This window comes from Crossiella sp. CA-258035 (assembly GCF_030064675.1).
Taxonomy (GTDB): Bacteria; Actinomycetota; Actinomycetes; order Mycobacteriales; family Pseudonocardiaceae; genus Crossiella.
Genome location: NZ_CP116413.1, coordinates 5345880 through 5367167, shown reverse-complemented (window position 1 = coordinate 5367167; position 21288 = coordinate 5345880). Strand labels below are relative to the sequence as shown.

Genomic DNA, 21288 nt, shown 5'->3' with positions numbered 1-21288 from the left:
CATTTGGGGGCCGCTGCCGTACGCCGTCCGATTGGGCGGTTCGGAGTATTTTCCGTCCGGTGTCCGCTCCTATACGGTCGGAGCTGTCGGGGGCGTTTGGTCTGCGTCATTTCGTTTTCCTCGACCCCCGTACTCGTGAGGGGACAATCCGATGAGAACAAAGTCCAGCTGGCCGAGAACGGTCAGAATGCTCGCGGCGGTGGCCGGAATGGTCGTGGTCGGCGGCATCATCGCCGCCGGAGGGGCCAACGCCGCCCCGGCGCCCGCGGCGAGCGCCGGCACCGTCGAGGCCGTCAAGTCCGCGCCCGCGAAGGCCGCGCCGGCCGGTCCGGCGTTCACCGGCTGGGTGTGCGCGGGCTCGCCGATCCCGGACAACCACGTGATCACGATGCTCAACGCCAACGGGTGCAGCCGGGGCGGTTCCTGGTACCTGGAACCGGTGCGCAACGGGATGTGGACCTGCCTGGGCTCGCCCGTGCCCACCCCGTACGTGATCACCATGCTCAGCCCGAACGGCTGCGGCGGCACCGGCCGCTACCTCGAGCTGCCGCGCAACGGGCAGTGGATCTGCCTCGGCTCGCCGCTGCCGGACGGCTACGTGATCACCATGCTCAGCGCGAACGGCTGTGGTGGCACCGGTCAGTACATCGAGCTGCCGCGCAACGGGCAGTGGACCTGTCTCGGTTCGCCCATTCCGCCTGGTTACGTCATCAGCATGCTCAGCCCGAATGGCTGCGGCGGCACCGGCCGGTACATCGAACTCGCCAGAAGTGGTATGTGGGTCTGCCTCGGTTCGCCCATTCCGCCCGGTTACGTCATCACCATGACCAGTCCCAACGGCTGCGGTGGTATGGGCCAGTACATCGTGCGCGCCTGAATTCGTGAGGAGATGAACTGGTGAACATCAAGTCCCGCTGGTCGGCAATGTTCAGAAAACTCGCCGCGCTCACCGGCATGGTCCTGCTCGGCGGTGTGCTCGCCGCCGGACCGGCCGCCGCGGCCCCGGTCGCGGCCCCGGCGAGCCCGGCCTTCACCGGCTGGGTGTGCGCGGGTTCGGCGATCCCGGACAACCACGTGATCACGATGCTCAACGCCAACGGGTGCAGCCGGGGCGGTTCGTGGTACCTGGAGCCCGCCCGCAACGGGCAGTGGACCTGTCTGGGTTCGCCGATCCCGGTCCCGTACGTGATCACCATGCTGAACGGCAACGGCTGTGGCGGCATGGGCCGTTACATCGAGCTGCCGCGCAACGGGCAGTGGACCTGCCTCGGCTCACCGATCCCGGACGGCTACGTGATCACCATGCTGAACCCGAACGGCTGTGGCGGCATGGGGCGCTACATCGAACTGCCCCGTGACGGGCAGTGGGTCTGCCTGGGCTCGCCGATCCCGCCGGGCTACGTCATCACCATGACCAACCCCAACGGCTGCGGCGGCATGGGCCAGTACATCGTGCGCGCCCGTGCCTGAAACTGTGTGACCACACCGGGTTCGGCCCGTTCGCCCGTCGCGCGAACGGGCCGTTCCGGTGTCAGGACTCGATCCGCAGCCGGTTGCTCTCCTTGTCCGAGAGGAACAACGCCAGCTCCTCCGCCTCCTCGGCCACCGCCGTCCGGTCGGCCTTGGTGAAGCGGTCCAACGGTGTCACCACCACGGTGTCCGCCTGCACGGTCCAGGTCGCGGCGACCCGGCCGTCCACCAGCACCACGCGGGCGCCGGCCACGGACAGGTTGCGGTGGGCGTCGTCGATGATCCGGGTGCGGTCCTGGTAGCCGAGGATCGCGTTGTCGAAAGCCGGCAGGAACCGCACCGGGGCCGGGGTTTCCGGATCGGGCAGCGGCGCGCCGGGCAGGTCCAGCAGCTCCCTGCCCCGCTCGTCCCGGTAGCTGACCAGCTCCGGGCGCAGCGCGGCCACCGCGGCGGGCAGCCCGGCCGCACCGCTCCAGGCCCGCAGGTCGGCGGTGGCCGCGGGGCCGAAGGCGGCGAGGTAGCGCCGGAGCAGGCGCTGGCCGACCGGATCGGCCGGATCCGGGTCCAGCGGGTCGATCTCGCGTCCCACCCAGTCGGAGAGCAGCGCGTAGCGCGCGCCGCCCTTGGCCCGCCACAGCCCGCGCGGCGGGGTCTGCACCATGGTCAGCAGCCCGGCGACCAGCATCTCGCCCAGCGCCTTGGCATCCGCCGAGGGCCAGCGCTCCAGCACCGCCCTGGCCAGCTCGGGCATCGAGCGGTGCGCCCCGTCGGCCATCGCCGCCCGGCCCGCGGCGGCCAGCTCGTCCAGGTCCACTCCGGCGAGCTCCCTGCGGTACACCCCGGTCACCCGCTGGCGGAGCATCGCGTTGTGGCGGGCCCGCCAGGCGAGGGTGTCCGCGGCGGTCAGCAGGTGCACGGTCCGCCGCATCAGGTGGGTGCGCACCACCTGCCGGCCGGTCAGCAGCTCGGAGAGCGCCGAGGGGTCGAAGGCCCGCAGCCGCGACCACAGCCCGATGAAGGGTTCCTGCGGTTCCTGGGCCTGCAGGCCGCCCACGTGCGCGACGGCGTCGAGCACCGGCAGCTCGGCGCGGTCGAGCAACAGCTGCCGGGCCAGCGTCGCGCGGTTGAGCGCCCGGGTGTCGAGAACGGTCACCATGATGACCTTAACGACCGCACCGACATCGGCGTCAGTCCAGCGTGGCGCGGATGGTCTCGCGCAGCCAGCGCTGCGCCGGGTCGGCGTCCAGCCGCGCGTGCCAGCACATTCGCACCCCGGTCCCCGGCAGCCGCGCCGGAATCGGGAACCAGCGCAGGTTCAGCGCCTCGCCGAACTGCTCGGCCAGGCGTTGCGGCACCAGGCCGACCTGGCGGCTGGCCGCGACCAGCAGCACGGCCACCGCGGCGGTCGGCACCACGGTGGCCACGTGGCGGCGCAGACCCTCGGCCGCCAGCACCTCGTCGAGCGGACCGCGGGCGCGGCCGCGGCGGGAGGCCGAGACGTGCGGATGTTCGCACAGTTGAGCCAAGGTCGGCTTGCGGACGCGGGCCAGCGGGCTGTCGGCGTGCACGATGCCGACCGCGCGTTCCCGGTACAGCAGGGCGGTGCGCAGGTCGGGCGCGGTGGCCTCCTGGTCCGCGCCGATGTCCAGGTCGACCGAGCCGTCCCGGAGCGCCTCGATGCTCTCGGTGCCCTCGGTGACGAAGCGCAGCACCACCCCCGGCGCGAGGGCGGCGGTGGCCTCGACCACCGCGGTGGCCAGGGTGGCGGCCACGCCGTCGTTGATGCGGATGGTGAAGGTGCGCTTGAGCTCCCCTGGCGCGATCTCCCGGTCGGCGCTGATCAGCGCGGCGGCCTCCTCCAGCAGCGAGCGCACCCTCGGCGCGGTGCGCAGCGCGAACGGGGTGGGCGCCAGGCCGCGACCGGCGCGCACCAGGATCGGGTCGCCCATGGCCCGGCGCAACCGGCCCAGTGCCCGGCTGGTCGCCGGGATGGACAGGTGCAGGCGCTCGGCGGCCGCGGTGACGCTGCCGTCCTGGAGCAGGGCGTCGAAGACGCGCAGCAGGTTGAGGTCGAGCTGGTCGGGCATGGTTTGCATACTACGCAACTCTGGCTTGCTCAAGTTGCGTGGCGCGCAGGTGTGGCTGGTCCCTAACTTCGGTGTCACAGCACATCAACAAGAAGGAGAAAGCGATGCCCGAAGAGACGTTCGAGCCAGGCTTGACGGCGTTCATGCTGGTGAAGACCTCGCCGGAATGGCTTGCCATGTCGGTGGAACAGCGCGTGCACGCGTTCACCACCGAGGTCCTGCCCGCGATCAACGAGCGGGCGAAGGGCGTCCGGTCGCGGTTCTTCGACACGGAGTTCTACTCGGCGCGGGTGACCGACGTGTGGCTCTGGGAGGCCCGTGACCACGAGTCGTACCAGCTGCTCATCGAGGCGCTGCGGGACACCCCGTTCTGGGACCGCTACTTCGAGGTGGTGGAGATCCTGGTCGGCGTGGAGAACGCCTACGCCAAGAACAACAACCTCGACACCTTCGCCACGGTCAACGCCTGAGCCGGGGCGGCACGGGCGCTGACCCTCAGCCGAGCACGAACGGCAGCCGCGCGGCCAGCTCACCGAGCTCGGCCCGCTCGGTCGCGGTCGGCGCCCGCCGCCCGGTGCCCACCAGCAACGCGTCCCGGTCGGTGAACGAGGCGGGGAACCTGGTCCCGGCGAGCTGCTCCAGCATCTCCCTGGTCCGGGCCAGCCCCGCCTCGGGCGGCCCGGCCACCCCTGGCAGGTGTGCCACCAGGTCGAGGTGGTGCAGCGTCCACTCCAGCACGTACGCGCCGAGGTAGTCGCCGGCGGTGAGCACCTGCCCCTGGGTACCGACCGGTCGGCCGGGATCGGCGAGCCTGGCCGCCCGGCCCGCGGCCGCGCCGACGTCGTCCAGGTGGAACTTGAGCAGTGCCGGGTCCTGGTAGGCCGCGGCCAGCCGGACGATCAGCGCGTCCAGGGGGTCCTCGCCGGTGGGCGGGGTGTGCCCGACCGACCAGTAGGTCACCGCGTCCCTGGTGGGTTCGGTGTCCGCGGGCGTGGCCAACGTGATCAGGACGTCCTGGGCGTCGATCACCAGGTGGCACACCAGGTCCCGCACCAGCCAGCCGGCGCAGCCCGACGGCCGGGCGAAGTCCTCGTCCGGGAGGTCGGCGACCGCCGTGCGCAGCGCCGTCCAGGAGTCGGTGAACAGATCCATGGCCGCAAGTTACCGGCGGACTGGACCACCGTGCTCGCCCGAAAGTTTCCGAAACTTGTTGTTACGTCTGATGGGCGCTCCCTACATTCGGTCTCCCGGCCCGGAAGGAGCTGTCCTTGTACCCCTTCGCCGCCCGCCCCCGCCGGGGCAGACCCGCCGCACTCGTGCTGGCCGTGCTCGCCCTGGTACTGGCCACCTCCTCGGGAGCCGCCGCGACCAGGCCGGACCGCGCGGGCGCGCACTGGGTGCACACCTGGACCGCCATGCCGCAGCTGGCCGCCACCGCCGACCTGCCGCCGCCGTTCACCCAGGACGGGGTGGTGATGGCCAACGCCACGCTGCGCCAGACCGTGCACGCCTCCCTCGGCGGCACCCGGATCCGACTGCGGTTCTCCAACGCCTTCGGCGCCGCGGCCCTGCCGATCGCCGCGGTGTCGGTGGCGCTGCCGCAGGGCGGCGCGGCCGGGGTAAGCGCTGTCCAGGCAGGCTCCGTGCGGCCGGTGACCTTCCAGGGCAAGGCGTCGACCATCGTGCAGCAGGGCGCGCAGGCGGTGTCCGATCCGCTGGACTTCCCACTGGCCGCCCAGGCCAACCTGGCCGTGACCGCGCACCTGGCGCAGGGGCTGGCGGCGAACTCGGTCACCGCTCACCCCGGTTCCCGCACCACCTCGCACCTGGCGGCGGGCAACCAGGTCATGGCCGATGAGCTGACCCGGCCGACCGCCACCGACCGCTGGTACCTGCTCAGCGGGATCGAGGTCTGGTCGGGGGCCTCCGCCGCGGCCGTGGCGGTCGTCGGCGACTCGCTGACCGACGGCCGCGGTTCCACTCACAACGTGAACAACCGCTGGCCGGACCGGCTGCTCGCCCGGTTGCAGGCCAACCCGGCCACGGCCGCGGTCGCGGTGCTCAACCAGGCCGCGGGCGGCAACCGCGTGCTCAACCACGGCATCGGCCCCAGCGCGCTGTCCCGGCTGGACCGGGATGTGCTGGCGCACAGCGGGGTCGCCTGGCTGGTGCTGTTCGAGGGGATCAACGACATCGGCGGTTCCGCACTCACCGAGCAGGCGCAGCAACAGCTGTCCCAGGAGCTGATCGCCGCCTACGACCAGATCATCATCCAGTCGCACGCCCAGGGCATCCGGGTGTACGGGGCGACCCTGCTGCCCTTCGGCGGCTCCAGCTACGACGACCCCGGCAACCTCCGCGAGGCCACCCGCCAGCGGGTCAACGACTGGGTCCGCACCAGCAACCGCTTCGACGCGGTCCTGGACCTGGACCGGGCGGTCCGGGACCCGCGCGATGCGTCCACCCTGCTGCCCGCCTACGACACCGGCGACCACCTGCACCTCAACCCGGCCGGTTACCAGGCGCTGGCCAACGCCGTGCCGGAACGCCTGTTCACCGGCCTGAACGGGAGCCTGCGATGACGGCCGAAGGCGTGCGGCGCAGGGACTTCCTCGGGCTGCTCACGGCGCTGGCCGCCGGCAGCGCGCTCAGCCCCGGCGTGGCCTCGGCCGGAACCGAGGAGTACGTCACCGCGCAGCGCGGTGGCGGCCGCTTTCCCTTGGTGGCGAAGGGAAAGGCCGCGACGCTGGTGGTCAGCTCGGCGGATGCGCCCGGGGTGCGCCGGGTGGCCGCCGACCTCCAGGCCGATGTCGAACGGGTCACCGGCATCCGGCCCGAACTGGTGACCGACCGGATCCCGCCCGGCCCGGTGGTGCTGATCGGCACCATCGGCCGCAGTCCGCTGGTGGATGAACTCGTTGCGGCCCAACGGTTGGACGTCACCGGCATCGCAGGGGCGTGGGAGACCTCGCTGAGCCAGGTGGTCGGCGGCCGGCTGGTGCTCACCGGCAGCGACCAGCGCGGGGTGATCTACGGCGTCTACGAGCTGTCCCGGCGGATCGGCGTCTCGCCGTGGTACTGGTGGGCCGACGTGCCGCCGGTCCGGGCCGCCGAACTGCACGTGCGGCCGCAACGGCAGAGCCTGGGCACGCCGGTGGTGAAGTACCGCGGGTTCTTCATCAACGACGAGAACCCGGCACTGGGCACCTGGGCACCCGCCTACTTCGGACCCGGCCTGGCACCTGGCCACCCCGGCGGGTTCAACCGGCACTTCTACGCCAAGGTCTTCGAGACGATGCTGCGGCTGCGCGCCAACTACCTCTGGCCCGCGGTGTGGGGACGCGCCTTCGCCGAGGACGACCCCGGCAACCACGCCATGGCCAAGGAGTACGGCGTGGTCATCGGCACCTCGCACGAGGCGCCCATGATGCGCGGCATCGAGGAGTGGAACCGGCATGCCGTGCCCGCCGTGCGCGACCAGGACGGCAAGATCGTCACCCCCGGGCGGGATCCCTACGGCGGCACCGGGGAGTGGAGCTTCCGGCGCAACGCCGGCGCGGTCAAGGCGTACTGGGCTGACGGCATCCGCCGGATGGTGCGCGAGGACTTCGAGGGCGTGGTCACCATCGGCATGCGCGGCAACGGCGACACCCGCCTGCCCGACGGCGACGGCATCGAGCTGATGCGGGAGATCCTGGCGGCGGAGCGGGAGATCCTGGCCCGCGAGACCGGCCGGGACGTGACCACCGTGCCGCAGGTCTGGACCCTCTACAAGGAGGTCCAGCGCTACTGGGACAAGGGTTTGCGCCCGCCGGACGACGTGACCGTGGTGTTCACCGACGACAACTGGGGCAACATCCGCAAGCACCCCGATCCCAAGCTTCCGCCGCGTGCGGGCGGGTACGGGCTGTACTACCACTTCGACTACGTGGGGCTGGGCCGCAACTACAAGTGGGTGGACACCACCCTGCTGGCCAACACCTGGGAACAGCTGCACCAGGCCATGGCGCACGGCACCGACCGGCTCTGGGTGGTCAACGTCGGGGACATGAAGGGCAACGAGCTGCCGTTGCAGTTCTTCCTGGACTACGCGTGGGATCCGCACGCGTGGCCGCTGGCGCGACTGTCCACATGGGAGCGTCAGTTCGCCGGGGGGAACTTCGGCCGGGGACTGGCGGCCGAGGTGGCCGAGGTGATGCACAGCTACGGGTCGTTGCAGTCCCGTCGCAAGCCGGAGCTGCTCAACCGGCGGATCACCCTGGACCCGGCGACCGACCCCGCCGCCGTCGTTTACGACGATCAGGCGAGTCCGTTCAGCCTGGTGCACTACCGCGAGCTGGACACCGTCACCGAGCAGTGGCAGGACCTGGCCGCCCGCGCCGAACGGCTCGCCGCCCGGGTGCCCCCGGCCCACCGGGACGCCTACTTCGAGCTGGTCGGCTACCCGGTCCTGGCCTCGGCCAACCTGTACGCCCTGCGCCGCGCGGAGTTCACCAACCTGCTGCACGCCGCCCAGGGCCGGGCCTCGGCCAACGAGCTGGCCGCCGTCACCGAGGCCCACTTCGCACGGGACCAGGCGCTGGCCGAGCGGTACAACACCGGGATCGCCGGTGGGAAGTGGCGGGGATTCCAGACCCAGCCGCACATCGGGTACGGCGACATCGCCCGTTACGGCCCGGACGCGCCGTGGCAGCAACCGGAACGCGACCACATCGCGCTGCCGGACGAGGTCTTCCCGCCGGTGCGCAGGCTCACGCTGCCCGCCGAGGCCGAACTGGGGGTCGCCGTCGACGGCGACGAACGCTGGTGGCCCGCCGCGCCAGGAAACCCCGTGCTGCCGGAGTTCAGCCCGTTCCAGACCACGCCGGGGCAGTACCTCGACGTGTTCAACCGCGGCAGCACCCCGTTCCACTGCACGGTGACCACGGGCGCGCCCTGGCTGCTGGTCGAACCCAGGGGCGGCAAGGTGACCACCGAGCTGCGGCTGGCCGTGCGGGTGGACTGGGCGCGAGCGCCGAAGGGCACAACCCGTGTGCCGATAACAGTTTCCGGCGCTGGACGGCAGGTAACCGTGCAGGCCGTCATCGCCAACCTCGAGCTACCAGCGGCGTGGCGGCGCGGCTTCATCGAGGCCGGTGGCCACGTCTCGATGTCGGCGGAGCACTGCTCGGCCAACATCGGCACCGCGGCCGCGACATGGCGGCGCATCCCGGACCTGGGCCGGACCGGCGCCGGGATGACCCCGTTCCCGGTCACCGCGCCGAGCCAGGCCGTGGGCGCGGGACCGCGCCTCGAATACCGGATGACGCTGTTCACCACCGGCCCCGTGACGGTGTGGGCCTACCTGTCGCCGCGGTGCAACGTGCTGCCGGGCAGCGGTCCGCGCTACGCGGTCGGCTTCGACGGGGAGCGACCGCAGGTGGTCAACACCACCACCGCCACCGGCAGCGACGACATGACCATGAACCGCCAGTGGGCCCGCGCCACCTCGGACAACGTGCACCGCATCGCCACCCGGCACCTCATCGCCGAGCCCGGGCCGCACCTGCTCACGGTGTGGATGGTCGATCCGACCGTGGTGCTGCAACACCTCATCGTCGACACCGGCGGGCTGCGCCCCAGCTACCTCGGCCCACCGGAGAGCCTGCGTCTCTAGGACCACAGGTACGAAGCCCCGTTGAGATCCACGATCGTCCCGGACGCCCAGGCCGACTCCGGCGCGGCCAGGTGCAGCACGGTGTGCGCGACCTCCTCGGGCGTGCCGACCCGGCCGAACGGGCTCTCCCGGCGCAGCGCGTCCCCCTTCTCGCCACCGAGCTTGGCCTGCTGCCGCTCGGTGGCGACGAACCCCGGCGCGACCGAGGTCACCGCGATCCCGTGTAGCGCCAGCGCCACCGCCAGCGACTGGCCCAGGGCGTGCAGCGCGGCCTTGCTCGCGCCGTAGGCCGGGTGGGCGGGCTCGCCGCGGAAGGCGCCGCGTGAGCCGATGTTGACGATGTTGCCCGGCGCGCCGCGGTCGATGAGGTGGCGGGCCACCGCCCAGGAAACGTTGGCCGCGCCCAGCAGGTTGACCTCGATCATCTGCCGCCAGGCGGCCACCCAGTCCGGGTAGCCGACCTCGGCGGGGTCGTGCCGGTTGGCCGCGGTGGGAGCCACGGCGGCGTTGTTGACCAGCACGTCCACCCGGCCCAGCGCGGCCACCGCGTCCGCGGCGATCCGTTGTGCGGCAACCGGATCACCGAGATCACCGGTCACCAGCGCGTGCCCCTCGCCCGGCAGCGCGGCCAGGGTCGCCTCGGCGTCCTCGTGCGCCCTGGTGCTGTGCACGGCCACCCGCTCACCCGCGCCGGCGAAGGCCACCGCCACCGCCCTGCCGATGCCCCGCGACGCCCCGGTGACCAGCACCCCTCTGCGCTCAACCACTGCGCCACCCCTCCCGAACCCGTACGCCCTTGTCCGGGAAGTACACCAGGTGCCGCCCCGGTGTTCAGCCGCGGCGCACCGTGATCTCGTCGATCAGCGTGCCGTCCTCGGCGAGCGCCCGCACCGTCATCCGCGCCGGCGCCACCTCGACCGCCACCAGGCCGTACCCGCGGTAGCGCACCCGGGACCAGCCGACCTTGGTGTCGGTGTGGCTGGCGCTGTTCTTCTTGAAGCACTTCATCGTCGGCGAGCCGCTGTTGTCCTCGTGGCCGAGGTAGCTCTCCGGCGCGTCCCGGTAGAACTTGTCCAGCCCCTGCCCGCCGCCACCGGCGGTGATGTAGGTGGTGCCGTCCGTGGCCGGGACCACCGTGCCCTTCGGCTTGACCTGCTTGGTGCCCTTGCCCGCGCGGATCGGGTCGGTGCGCTCGTACAGGCGGTTGTGCGCGTTGAGCACCAGGTCGACCTTGTGCTTGTCGAACAGCGGGGCCCACTTCTGCTGGGCCGCGCTTTCCGCGCCACCGGCGTCGGCGGTGGAGTACGGCGCGTGGTGCAGGTAGACCACGACGAACTCGACCGTGCGGTCGGCGCGGAACTTGCCGAGCTGGGCGTCCAGCCACTTCAGCTGCTTGCCCTTGGTGTGGTCGTAGTTGGCGGTGTTGCGGTAGCAGATGTCGTTGCCGTCCAGGCTGATCAGGCCGACGTTCTGGTAGCGCCAGGAGTAGATGCCGGTGGCGCCGTTCCAGGCGTTGTCCGGCATGGTGAACCGCGCCTTGAACCCGCCGTAACCGTTGGCGGAGTACCAGTCCTCCATCTCGTGGTTGCCGAGCGCGACCATCCACGGGGTGCCCGCGGCGACGATCTCGTTCTGCGCGAAGTAGGAGTCCCACCGGGCCGCGTCGTACTCGTCGGTGTCCGTGTGCCCGCCTTCCACCCCCGCGGTGCCCGCGGTGATGGCGTAGCTCAGGTTGCCGAGGCCGAGGGTGAAGGCCGGGGCGAGGTCGGCGAGCTGGCTGTTGGCCCGGCGTGCGTTGTAGCCGACGCCCTGGTCACCGAAGGCGGTGAAGGTGAACGGCTCGGTGCTGCCGACGGCCGGGGCGGTGCGGAAGGTGGCGATCTCGCCGGGGCGGCCGCTGGTGGTGGGGTCGTAGTCCTGGTGGCCCACCACGTAGAAGTAGGTGGTGGCAGGGGAGAGGTCGGTGAGCCGGACGTGCAGGTAGTGCTGGCTCATGGTGGCGGGCGCGTGCGGCGGGAAGTCGTGTTCGGACTGCTGCCAGGCCAGCTCGCTGTCGAGTTTGCGGGCCTCAGCGGCGATCGGTGGTCCGAACTTTCCCGCTGTGGTGGCGATCCGGACGTACGGGCGGGTCACCGCGCCCAGTTCCTGCCAGGAGATCACCACCTGCCTGGACGGGTCCGCGCCGTAAGCGAGGTGCCGTCCCAGCGGGCGCAGCCGCTGGGCCGCGGCCGCCGTCGCGGCGGCGGGCAGCAGCGTGCCCGCGGTGACCACCGCACCGCCCATGGCGCCTGCCCGGAACAGCGACCGGCGCGAGTACCGGGCTTCCTGCCGTGGCTCAGACATTGCTTCTCCGCATGGTGATCTCGTCGACCAGCTTGCCGGTCTCGGTGAGTGCGCGAACCTTCAGCTGCGCGGGCGCGCCGTCCTTGGCCGGGGTCACGTCCACCGCGACCAGGCTGTAGCCGCGGTAGCGCACCCGGGACCAGCCCACCTTGATCTTCTCGGTCGGCCCGTTCTCCTGGTCCAGCCGCATGGTGGCGGTGGCGTCCCGGACGTGGCCGAGGTAGGAGTCCTCGATCGAGCGGTCGGTCCACTTGTTGACGCTCTCGCCGCCGCCACCGGCGGTGATGTAGGTGGTGCCGTCCTTGACCGGGTTGACCGTGCTGCGGATCGCGGCCTGCCTGGTGCCCTTGCCCGCGCGGATCGGGTCGGTGCGCTCGTAGACGTGGTTGTGCCCGTTGAGCACCAGGTCCACCTGGTACCGGTCGAACAGCGGGGCCCACTTCTGTTGCGCGCCAAGCTCAGCGCCGTTGGAGTCCGAAGTGGAGTAGGTGCACTGGTGGCAGTAGACCACGATGAAGTCGATCGTGGGGTCGCCGCGGAACTTGGCCAGCTGCGCCCCGAGCCACTTGAGCTGCTTGCCCTCGGTGTAGTCCAGGTTGGACGGGCTGTTGTAGCAGATGTCGTTGCCGTCCAGGCTGATCAGGCCGACGTTCTGGTACCGCCAGGAGTAGATGCAGGTGGAGCCGTCCCAGGCGTTGTCCGGCATGCTGAACCGGGCCCGCATGCCGCCGTAGCCGTGGTTGTCGTACCAGCCCTCCATCTCGTGGTTGCCCAGCGCGACCATCCACGGCACCTCGGCGGCGATGGGCTCGTTCTGCGCGAAGAAGGAGTCCCACTTGCGCGCGTCGTAGATGTCCTCCTCCGGGTGCCCGCCCTCGCCGTTGAGCGCGTAGCTCATATCGCCCATGGCCAGGTGGAACTCCGGGCCGAGGTCGGCGACCAGGCTGTTGGTGGCCAGCGCGTTGTAGCCGACCCCCTGGTCGCCGAAGGCGGTGAAGGAGAACGCGGCGGTGCTCGCCGGGGTCGGCGCGGTGCGGAAGGTGGCGATCTCGCCGAGCCGCCCGCTGGTGAGCGGGTCGTAGCCCTGGTGGCCGAGGACGTAGTAGTAGGTGGTGTCGGGCAGCAGGTTGTCCAGCCGGACGTGGTGGTAGTACTGGGTGATGGCTTTGCCGAGGTGCGGCGAGAACGTGTGATCCGGCTTCTGCCAGGCCAGATCACTGGTCAGCGCACGCACCTCGGCAGGCACCGGAGAGCCGAACTCCCCTGCCACGGTGCCGAATCGGAGGTAGGGCGCGGTCACCCTGGCCGGGGTCTGCCAGGACACCACGACGGTCCGAGCGGGGTCCGCGCCGAACGCCAGGTGCCGTCCGAAGGGGCGCAGGGCCGACCCGGGCACCGTGGGCGCGTTGAGCAGCAGGGCAGGCGCGGTGAAGGTGGTGGACGCGGCGGCGTTGGGCGCCAGCAGGCCGCCGGTGGCCAGCGCGGCACCGCCCACGGCGCCGAGCCGGAGGATGCCGCGGCGGGAGTGCTCGTACCGCTCCGCGAGGCGGGGTCGAGCGGCTGGATCGCGCATTCTCCGAGGTTAGGAAGCAGTCTTTACTAAAGTCAATCGGCCTGCGCGAGGGCTGTGACTTCCCACAGTGCGCGGGCCACCGGCCGCTAGACTTGGGCCGGTGCTCACCATCAGCCAGCTCGCGGCCACCGCGGGCGTGACCGTGCGCGCGGTCCGGCACTACCACCAGGTCGGCCTGCTGCCCGAGCCCGAACGGGACTCCTCCGGCTACCGCCGCTACCCGGCGCAGGCGGCGGTGGACCTGATCCGGATCAAGACCCTGGCCGAGGCCGGGGTGCCGCTGGCCCGCATCGACGCGCTGCGGCACGCCCAGCCAGCCGAGTTCGCCGAGGCCGTGGCCGAGATCGACGCGGAGCTGCGGCGCAAGATGGACCAGCTCGCCGAGCACCGCCGCCGGATCGCCGCACTGGCCAGCGGCGACGGCCTGGTGCTGCCGCCGGAGGTGGTCGCCAACCTGGACCGGATGCGCGCCCTCGGAGTCAGCGAGCGCACGCTGCGGCTGGAACGCGACACCTGGATCCTGTTGCAGGCGGTGGACCCGGCGGCGCTGCCGCGGTGGGCGGCGGCCAAGAAGGCCAGCTTCGAGGACCCGGAGACAGTGCGCCTGTTCCTGCGCTGCGACGAGTCGCTCGGCTGGGAGCCGGACGATCCCCGGGTGGACGAGTTCATCGAGGAGCTCTACGCCTGGGAGCTCGAACATGAACACGACGCCGCCGAGGTGGACCACACCCGGTTCGCCTTCTCCCGGGTCACCGAGGCATCCCCGACCTGGCAACGCATCCTCGCCGAACTGGACCACCGCCGCCGGACGGCCGCGGCACCGGCGGCCCGGACATGAGGCCGGCGCTGCTGATCGTGGACATGCAGGAGGTGCTGATCCCGCTCATCTGGCGCGGGGCGGCACTGGCCGACCGGATCGCCGTGCTGGCGCGCACCGCCCGCGACCGGGGCGTGCCGGTGATCGCGTTGCGGCAGACCGGCGACCTCGGCACGCTGTTCGACCCCGAGTCGCCGGGCAGCAGGCTGAGCGCGCGCCTGGGCCTGGAGCCGACGGACCTGGACGTCCCCAAGACCGCCACGGATGCCTTCTACCGCACCGATCTCGCGGCCCTGCTCGCCGAGCGAGGTGTGGACACCGTGGTGCTGACCGGCGTGGCCACCGACTACTGCGTGGACGCCACCGCCCGGTCCGCGCTGAGCCACGGCCTGGACGTGCTGCTGGTCGCCGACGGCCACGCCCCGGCCGCCGAGGGTGACCCCGATGCGGGCCTGAGCGCGGAGCAGATCGTCAACCGGCACAACCGGATCCTCAGCACCGGCATCCATCCCGGCGGCACGGTGCGGGTGTGCGCGGCGGCGGAGCTGTTCCGGGACTGACCGGATACCAGCGCGTGCTCAGGCCGTGGACTCCCGCACCACCAGGCGGCCAGGGTGCCGCACCGCGCCGGTGGCCGGTGCGCCGCCGAGCGCGGCCAGCAGGTGCCGCACGGCGGCCGTGCCCAGCCGGGGGAGATCCAGGTCGATCGTGGTCAGCGAGGGACGGCCGTCCTCGGCGAAGATCTCCCAGTTGTCGTAACCCACCACCGCGACGTCCTCGGGCACCCGCAGGCCCAGCTCCGGCAGGACCTGCGTGACACCAGCCGCGATCTGGTCGTTGCCGCAGAAGACCGCGTCCACGTCCCGGGTGCCCGCGACCAGCTCGCGCGCGGCCCGCCTGCCCCAGCGCTGCGACCACTCGCCGTGGCGCGGCTCACCACCGGCCAGCGGCAGGCCGTGTTCGGCCAGCACCTGGCGGACGGCGGCGGCGCGCACCCGCGCGGCCTGGTAGCCCTGCGGGCCGGTGATGTGCGCGATGTGCTTGCGCCGCAAGGAGATCAGGTGCTCGATGGCCAGCCGGGCCCCGCCCGCGTCGTCGGAGACCAGGCAGAGATCGGCCGGATCGGCGCTCTGGCAGTAGGCGTACACCACGGGCACCGGGAGGTCGGCGGTCACCGACGGGCGGATGTCGTTGCTGTGCCCCACGATGAGGAAACCGTCGACCTGCCGGGCCAGCAGCGTGCGGATGTGCTGCCTGCGCCGGACCGGATCGCCGCGGGCATCGCACAGCAGCACCGACATCTCCTCGTTGGCCAGCGCGTTCTCCGCGGCCAGCAGGATCGGCATGGCGAACCGGCCGCCCAGGTCGTCGGTGAGCAGGCCGATGGCGCGGGTGGTGCCGGAGGTCAGGCTGCGGGCCAGGGCGTTGGGCTGGAAGGACAACTCGGCCGCGGCCCGCAGCACGCGGGCCCGGGTGGCCGCGGCCACCTCGTCCCGGTCGTTGATCGCCTTCGACGCGGTGGCGATCGAGACACCCGCCAGCCTGGCCACATCCGCCAGCGTCACCGCCTCCGACCGGCGCCTGCCCATCAAGATCCTTTCGACGCGGTATCGACTGCGAATTCGATGGCACTGCCTCGAATGGTCCATTGTCGAAATCGTTTTCGGCGTCCATGGTGCGTGATGTGGCCATGCGAGGCAACACCCAGACCAGCGTCGGGCCGGTAGTCCCGTCCCGGGGCGCGCTCCGTCCACTTGGGATGGACGAGGTGCGCCTCACCGGTGGGTTCTGGGCGCAGCGCCAACAGGTCAACGGCGCGGTGACGCTGGAGCACGCGCTGGCCTGGATGGACAAGCTCGGCTGGACCGGCAACTTCACCACCGTGGCCGCGGGCGCGGGTTCACCGCGGCGGCGCGGGCGGGAGTTCGCCGACTCCGAGGTCTACAAGATCGTCGAGGCGATGTCCTGGGAACACGGCCGCACCGCCGCTCCCGACCTGGACAGCCGGATCGACGCGCTGACCGGGATGATCGGCGCGGCGCAGTCCCCGGACGGCTACGCGCACACCGCCTTCGGCAGGCCCGGGCAGCCGCCCCGGTACAGCGATCTCGCCTGGGGCCACGAGCTGTACTGCACCGGCCACCTGGTGCAGGCTGCGGTGGCGCGCACCCGCACCAGCGGCGCCGGGCCGCTGCTGGAGATCGCGCGCCGCGCCGCCGACCACGTCTGCGCGACCTTCGGCCAGGGCGGCCTGCCCGGGGTGTGCGGGCATCCGGAGATCGAGACCGCGCTGGTGGAACTGGCCAGGGTGACCGGGGAGCAGCGCTACCTCGACCAGGCCGCGCTGTTCCTGGGCCGGCGCGGCTTCCGCAGCCTGCCCGCGCACGAGTTCGGCTGGTCCTACTTCAGCGACGACCTGCCGGTGCGCGAGGCGAGCACGCTGCGCGGGCACGCGGTGCGCGCGCTGTACCTGGCCTGCGGCGCGGTGGACGTCGCGGTGGAGACCGGCGACGAGGACCTGCTGGGCGCGGTGATCACCCAGTTCGACCGCGCCTGGGCCCGGCGCACCCACCTCACCGGCGGGATGGGCTCGCGGCACCAGGACGAGTCCTTCGGTGAGGACTTCGAGCTGCCCGCGGACCGGGCCTACGCGGAGACCTGCGCCGGGGTGGCCGCGATCATGCTGGCCTGGCGGCTGCTGCTGGCCACCGGCGAGGGCCGCTACGCCGAGGTGGTGGAACGCCTGCTGCACAACCTGGTCGCGGCCGCGATCGGCGACGACGGCCGGAGCTTCTCCTACACCAACACCTTGCACCAGCGCGCGGCCGCCCGGTCAGGGGCCGGCGACGGCGAGCGGCTGGGCGTCGGCGGCGGATCGCGGGCGCCGTGGTTCGAGGTGTCCTGCTGCCTGCCCAACCTGGCGCGGCTGCTGGCCAGCCTGGCTGCCTACGTCGGCACCGCGGACTCGACCGGGCTGCGCCTGCACCAGTACACCGACTGCGAGATCTCCACGCGGCTGGCCGACGGACGCCAGGCCGGGCTGGAGGTGCGCACCGCCTACCCCGAGCAGGGCACCGTGACCGTGCGGGTGACGCGGACCGGTGGTGGTCCCTGGTCGATCTCGTTGCGGGTGCCGGAATGGGCGAGCGGGGCGGCGCTCGTGGTGGGCGAGGAGCACCGCCCGGTTGAGCCGGGTGAGGTCGTGGTGCACCGGGACTTCGCGGTGGGGGAGCAGCTCCGGCTGGAGCTGCCGATGCGGCCCCGGTTCACCTGGCCGGATCCGCGCATCGACGCGGTGCGCGGCTGCGTCGCGGTCGAACGCGGCCCGCTGGTGCTGTGCGCCGAGTCGCTGGGCGAGCTCGATCTCGACGCGCTGCGGGTCGACACCGGGTCCGCCCCGGTGGCCGATGGCGACGGCGCGGTGGTGCGCGCCCGCTCCGACCTGCTGGACGACCGTTCCTGGCCCTACGGCGACCGAGCTGGGCTCCCCGGCCCGACGGCCGCGCTGCGGCTGGTTCCCTACCACCGCTGGGCCCGCCGGGGCCCGGCCACCATGCGGGTCTGGCTGCCCACGGCCTGATCCGCGCCACGTCTCAAAGGAGAGACCGTGAAAGCGATGCTGGCGGCGCTCGCGCTGGTGCTGGCCACCGCGGCCTGCGGTGCCGACGGGACGGAGGCCGCGGGTGGCGGGGTGATGCTCACCCTGTGGACCAGGGCGGCGACCGAGTCGGTGACCAAGGCCTATGCCGAGGCATACAACGCCGCCCACCGCGACCAGGTCCAGGTCACCGCCTACCCCAACGAGGAGTACCCGGCCAAGCTCGCCTCAGCCGCGGGCGCGCGGGCTTTGCCGGACCTGTTCGCCGCGGATGTGGTGTTCGCGCCGCAGTACAGCGCACAGGGCCTGTGGGCCGACATCACCGACCGGTTCGCCGCCCTGCCGCACAAGGACTCGATCGCGCCCGCACACGTCCGGGCGGGCACTTCTGAGGGCCGCAACTACGCCCTGCCGCACACGATCGACGTGTCGGTGCTGCTCTATAACAAGGACCTGTACGCCAAGGCGGGCCTGGACCCCGAGCGCCCGCCGCGCACCCTGCGCGAGTTCGCCGAGCACGCGCAACGCGTCGACCGGCTCGGCGGCGAGGTGCACGGCACCTACCTCGGCGGGAACTGCGGTGGCTGCGTGGAGTTCACGCTGTGGCCGTCGGTGTGGGCCGCCGGCGGTGAGGTGCTGGACGCTGAGGGCCGCACCGCCAAGGTGGACTCACCCGAGATGGCCGAGGTGTTCGCCCTCTACCGCGGGCTCTACGAGCAGGGCGTGGCCGCGCCCGCGTCCAAGGACGAGGCCGGACCGACCTGGCTCGGCGCCCTGCAGAGTGGCAAGGTCGGCATCGCGCCGGGACCGTCGGTGTGGCTGGACCCGATCGAGAGCAAGGGCACCAAGCTCGGCGTGGCGCCGATCCCCGGCCTGGCAGGCGGGGAGTCCACCTTCGTCGGCGGCGACGCCATCGGCATCGGCGCGACCAGCCGGAAAGCCGAGCGCGCCTGGGACTTCCTGGCCTGGACGATGTCGGAGCAGGCGCAGGTGGAGGTCATCGCCAAGGGCAAGGGCGTGCCCGCCCGCACCGACCTCGCGGTGAACAGGTACTCGGCGGCGGATCCCCGGCTGGTGACCGTGAACGGCCTGGTGGCCAAGGGCCGGACGCCGTATGCCCGCAACTTCAACGCCTCCTTCAACGATCCGCAGAGCCCGTGGCTGCGCACCGTGCGCGGGGCGCTGTTCGGCGACGCCGCGCGGTCGCTGGCCGAAGGGAACTCGGCCATCACCAAGTCGCTGCGGCAGGGTTGAGATGTCCCGGCTGGCCGGCGTTCTCTACGCCACGCCGACCGCGGTCCTGGTCGGGGTGTTCTTCCTGGTGCCGTTGGGACTGCTCGGCTGGATGTCGTTGCACCGGTGGCCGTTGCTGGGCAAGCCGGTGTTCAACGCGCCGACCAACTACACCGCGCTGGCCGACGACGAGCTGCTCGGCACCGCGGCCTGGTTCACCCTGAAGTACACGGTGATCATCACGGTGCTGCTGTTCGCGGTGGCTTTCGGGCTCGCCCTGCTGGTGCAGCACCGCAGGCCGGGCGTGGGGTTCTACCGGACCGCGTTCTTCCTGCCCACGGTGCTCGGCTTCGCCAGCGCCTCGCTGCTGTTCCTCGGCCTGCTGAGCAACGAGATCGGCCCGCTGGCCCGGCTCGGCCTGGTGGCCGGGGACGTCTCCTTGACCAGTGGCAGCCCCGGTTCCGCGCTGGGATCGGCGGTGCTGCTGGTGCTGTGGCGGTTCGCGGGCTTCAACATGCTCATCCTGCTCACCGGGTTGCAGGCCATCCCGGTGGAGGTCTACGAGGCCGCGCGCATCGACGGCGCCTCCGGCTGGCAGCTGTTCCGGCGGATCACCATCCCGCTCATGCGCCCGACGATCGCGCTGGTGCTCACCATGATGACCACCGGTTCCCTGCTCGCCTTCGACCAGTTCTTCATCCTCACCAGGGGAGGGCCGGACAACAGCACCACCTCGCTGGTGATGGTGATCTACCGGGAGGCCTTCGTGCGGCTGGACCTCGGCTCGGCCGCCGCGATCTCGGTGGTGCTGCTGGCCGTGCTGCTGGTGGTGAGCGCGGTGCAGCTGCGCGTGCTGCGCCGGAGGTCCACATGAGACGGTCGAGCTGGGGCTTCCACCTCACGGGCGCGAGCCTGGCGATCCTGTTCCTGCTCCCGCTGCTGTGGAGCGGCTGGGCGTCGGTGCACACCGAGACCGGGTTCGGCACCGAGAACTACCAGCGGCTGTTCACCTCGGCCAGCGGGATCAGTCCCCGGCACATCCTCAACAGCGTGCTGGTGAGCGCGCTGACCGTCGGCGGCACGCTGCTGGTCTCCACCCTGGGCGGGTACGCCTTCGGCCGGTTCCGCTTTCCCGGCCGCGACCTGCTGTTCCTGCTTACCCTGGCCATCCTCATGGTGCCCTACGCCACCATCCTGATCGCGCTGTACGTGCTGCTGGGCTGGTTCGGGCTGCAGGACTCGCTGATCGGGCTGAGCGTGGTGCTGGTGGTGTTCCAGCTGCCGTTCGCCACCTTCATGATGCGCAACAGCTTCGCCGCCGTCCCGGTCGAGCTGGAGGAGTCCGCGCGGGTGGACGGCTGCTCCAGTTTCGGCACGCTGGTGCGGATCATGCTGCCGGTGGTCCGGCCTGGCCTGCTCACGGTGGGCCTGTTCGCCTTCCTGTCCTCGTGGAGCGAGTTCTTCGCGCCGCTGATCCTGCTCAACTCGACCGAAAAGTTCACCGCCACGCTCGCCGTGGTCAACATGCGCACCGCGAGCCACGGCTCGATCGACTACGCCGCACTGGAAGCGGGCGTGGTGGTCATGGCGGTGCCCTGCCTGTTGCTCTTCGCCGTCCTGCAGCGCAGCTACGTGCGGGGGTTCGCCTCCGGCGCGGTGAAGGGCTGACAACCGAAGGAGGAAAGATGATCCGGCTCTGGAAGGGTTTCACGGCCGCTGTCTTCGCGGCGGTGCTGGTGCTGACCGGGACGACCCCGGCCACGGCTGCGGACTCGTGGTCGCCGCCCGCGCACCTGGTCACCCCGCTGAACCAGGTGTGGCAGCACCAGGAAAGCACTTACCCGAACCTCTACGGCTTCCGCAACTACGGCTGGGACCAGATCTTCGCCAACCGCGGCTACCTGAACTTCTGCGTGCGCTGGGACTCCCCGGCGCCGGTGACCGCGGCACAGCGCGATGCCGTGCACGCGCAGCTGGCCCGGCAGTACAAGAAGTGGATGGATGCCATGGCGGGCCACAACAACTGGCCCTACGCCAGTGTGCCGGTCAAGGTGGTGGGCTGGGCGGTGCGTGACCGCAACCAGCTGAAGTGGAACGACAACTCCGTCGACATCTACGTCAACGACATCCGCGAGGGCGCGCCGCAGTGCGCGGAGGGCTGCGGGCGCTTCTTCAACCGCAACGGCAGCTACCCGCGCTGCCCCGGTGGCGTGGCGCGGCACTACGACCAGTCGCTGTGGCTCACCGCAGGGATGGGCGGGGGAGCAGGCGGTGACTGGGGCCAGCGGATGGGCAGCGAGTACTTCATGAACTCGCTCAACGCCGCCGACGTGACCATCCTGCTGCACGAGATCGGCCACACCTTCGGCCTGGACGACTTCTACGACTGGACACCCAGCGGGGTCGGCGGCTTCATCATGAAGGCCGGCAGCTCCGCGGTGATCACCGAGTTCGACCGCTGGATGCTGCGCGACTGGTGGCGGCACCTGAAGAACCGCTACGGCCACTGAC

Annotated in this window: 19 protein-coding genes; 12 read left to right on the top strand and 7 right to left on the bottom strand. The window is 71.6% G+C overall.

Annotated elements, in window-relative coordinates; all coding sequences use genetic code 11:
• Positions 1–151: 151 nt before the first annotated feature.
• Together N8J89_RS24585 and N8J89_RS24580 are read left to right on the top strand one after the other, a co-directional pair.
• The gene (locus tag N8J89_RS24585; protein ID WP_283659363.1) at positions 152–877 is read left to right on the top strand and encodes a hypothetical protein; all 726 of its coding nucleotides are present in this window, start codon (positions 152–154) and stop codon (positions 875–877) included.
• A 20-nt stretch (positions 878–897) separates the two neighbouring features.
• Complete coding sequence (locus tag N8J89_RS24580) at positions 898–1470, top strand: hypothetical protein (protein WP_283659362.1); 573 nt, start codon at positions 898–900, stop codon at positions 1468–1470.
• A gap of 61 nt (positions 1471–1531) precedes the next feature.
• Here N8J89_RS24580 and N8J89_RS24575 read toward each other — a convergent pair whose 3' ends face one another.
• Positions 1532–2626 carry a winged helix DNA-binding domain-containing protein gene (locus N8J89_RS24575; protein ID WP_283659361.1) on the bottom strand — a complete coding sequence of 365 codons (1095 nt, stop codon included), beginning with the start codon at positions 2624–2626 and terminating at the stop codon, positions 1532–1534.
• A 31-nt stretch (positions 2627–2657) separates the two neighbouring features.
• Positions 2658–3557: a LysR family transcriptional regulator gene (locus N8J89_RS24570; RefSeq protein ID WP_283659360.1), complete on the bottom strand. Its 900-nt coding sequence runs from the start codon at positions 3555–3557 to the stop codon at positions 2658–2660.
• A 104-nt stretch (positions 3558–3661) separates the two neighbouring features.
• Here N8J89_RS24570 and N8J89_RS24565 point away from each other — a divergent pair, with 104 nt between their 5' ends.
• Positions 3662–4027 carry a darcynin family protein gene (locus tag N8J89_RS24565; protein ID WP_283659359.1) on the top strand — a complete coding sequence of 122 codons (366 nt, stop codon included), beginning with the start codon at positions 3662–3664 and terminating at the stop codon, positions 4025–4027.
• A 25-nt stretch (positions 4028–4052) separates the two neighbouring features.
• Here the strand turns inward: N8J89_RS24565 and N8J89_RS24560 are convergent, their stop codons facing one another.
• The gene (locus N8J89_RS24560) at positions 4053–4709 is read right to left on the bottom strand and encodes a maleylpyruvate isomerase N-terminal domain-containing protein (protein WP_283659358.1); all 657 of its coding nucleotides are present in this window, start codon (positions 4707–4709) and stop codon (positions 4053–4055) included.
• A gap of 116 nt (positions 4710–4825) precedes the next feature.
• Between N8J89_RS24560 and N8J89_RS24555 the strand changes: the two genes are divergently transcribed.
• Together N8J89_RS24555 and N8J89_RS24550 are read left to right on the top strand one after the other, a co-directional pair.
• Complete coding sequence (locus N8J89_RS24555) at positions 4826–6139, top strand: SGNH/GDSL hydrolase family protein (protein ID WP_283659357.1); 1314 nt, start codon at positions 4826–4828, stop codon at positions 6137–6139.
• On the top strand, positions 6136–9213 hold the full coding sequence (locus tag N8J89_RS24550) for a glycosyl hydrolase 115 family protein (protein WP_283659356.1): 3078 nt from the start codon (positions 6136–6138) through the stop codon (positions 9211–9213). The genes N8J89_RS24555 and N8J89_RS24550 overlap by 4 nt, the downstream gene beginning before the upstream one ends.
• Here the strand turns inward: N8J89_RS24550 and N8J89_RS24545 are convergent.
• The 3 genes from N8J89_RS24545 to N8J89_RS24535 all read right to left on the bottom strand — a co-directional run bounded on the left by N8J89_RS24545 (position 9210) and on the right by N8J89_RS24535 (position 13129).
• Entirely contained in the window at positions 9210–9980 is a 771-nt protein-coding gene (locus tag N8J89_RS24545) for an SDR family NAD(P)-dependent oxidoreductase (protein WP_283659355.1), read from the bottom strand. The two genes, N8J89_RS24550 and N8J89_RS24545, sit on opposite strands and share 4 nt — an antisense overlap.
• Before the next feature lie 64 nt (positions 9981–10044).
• Positions 10045–11556 carry a purple acid phosphatase family protein gene (locus N8J89_RS24540; RefSeq protein WP_283659354.1) on the bottom strand — a complete coding sequence of 504 codons (1512 nt, stop codon included), beginning with the start codon at positions 11554–11556 and terminating at the stop codon, positions 10045–10047.
• Positions 11549–13129, bottom strand: coding sequence for a purple acid phosphatase family protein (locus tag N8J89_RS24535; RefSeq protein WP_283659353.1), 1581 nt, complete (start codon positions 13127–13129; stop codon positions 11549–11551). The genes N8J89_RS24540 and N8J89_RS24535 overlap by 8 nt, the downstream gene beginning before the upstream one ends.
• A 100-nt stretch (positions 13130–13229) precedes the next feature.
• Between N8J89_RS24535 and N8J89_RS24530 the strand changes: the two genes are divergently transcribed.
• A complete protein-coding gene (locus N8J89_RS24530; RefSeq protein ID WP_283659352.1) occupies positions 13230–13967 on the top strand; it encodes a MerR family transcriptional regulator in 738 nt (245 codons plus the stop codon).
• Entirely contained in the window at positions 13964–14506 is a 543-nt protein-coding gene (locus N8J89_RS24525; RefSeq protein ID WP_283659351.1) for a cysteine hydrolase family protein, read from the top strand. The genes N8J89_RS24530 and N8J89_RS24525 overlap by 4 nt, the downstream gene beginning before the upstream one ends.
• An 18-nt stretch (positions 14507–14524) precedes the next feature.
• On the opposite strand, the gene N8J89_RS24520 is transcribed toward N8J89_RS24525, so the two are convergent.
• Complete coding sequence (locus tag N8J89_RS24520) at positions 14525–15535, bottom strand: LacI family DNA-binding transcriptional regulator (protein WP_283659350.1); 1011 nt, start codon at positions 15533–15535, stop codon at positions 14525–14527.
• A 170-nt stretch (positions 15536–15705) separates the two neighbouring features.
• Between N8J89_RS24520 and N8J89_RS24515 the strand changes: the two genes are divergently transcribed.
• The 5 genes from N8J89_RS24515 to N8J89_RS24495 are packed head-to-tail and all read left to right on the top strand — an operon-like array spanning position 15706 to position 21287.
• Positions 15706–17526 (top strand): glycoside hydrolase family 127 protein, encoded by a 1821-nt coding sequence (locus N8J89_RS24515; RefSeq protein WP_283659349.1) that lies wholly within the window; start codon positions 15706–15708, stop codon positions 17524–17526.
• A gap of 36 nt (positions 17527–17562) precedes the next feature.
• Positions 17563–18798, top strand: coding sequence for an ABC transporter substrate-binding protein (locus N8J89_RS24510; protein WP_283666239.1), 1236 nt, complete (start codon positions 17563–17565; stop codon positions 18796–18798).
• A gap of 1 nt (position 18799) precedes the next feature.
• Positions 18800–19651, top strand: coding sequence for a carbohydrate ABC transporter permease (locus N8J89_RS24505; RefSeq protein ID WP_283659348.1), 852 nt, complete (start codon positions 18800–18802; stop codon positions 19649–19651).
• Entirely contained in the window at positions 19648–20445 is a 798-nt protein-coding gene (locus N8J89_RS24500) for a carbohydrate ABC transporter permease (RefSeq protein ID WP_283659347.1), read from the top strand. Before N8J89_RS24505 ends, N8J89_RS24500 begins: the two co-directional genes overlap by 4 nt.
• A gap of 17 nt (positions 20446–20462) precedes the next feature.
• Positions 20463–21287 carry a hypothetical protein gene (locus N8J89_RS24495; RefSeq protein WP_283659346.1) on the top strand — a complete coding sequence of 275 codons (825 nt, stop codon included), beginning with the start codon at positions 20463–20465 and terminating at the stop codon, positions 21285–21287.
• The last annotated feature ends 1 nt before the right edge of the window (position 21288 follow it).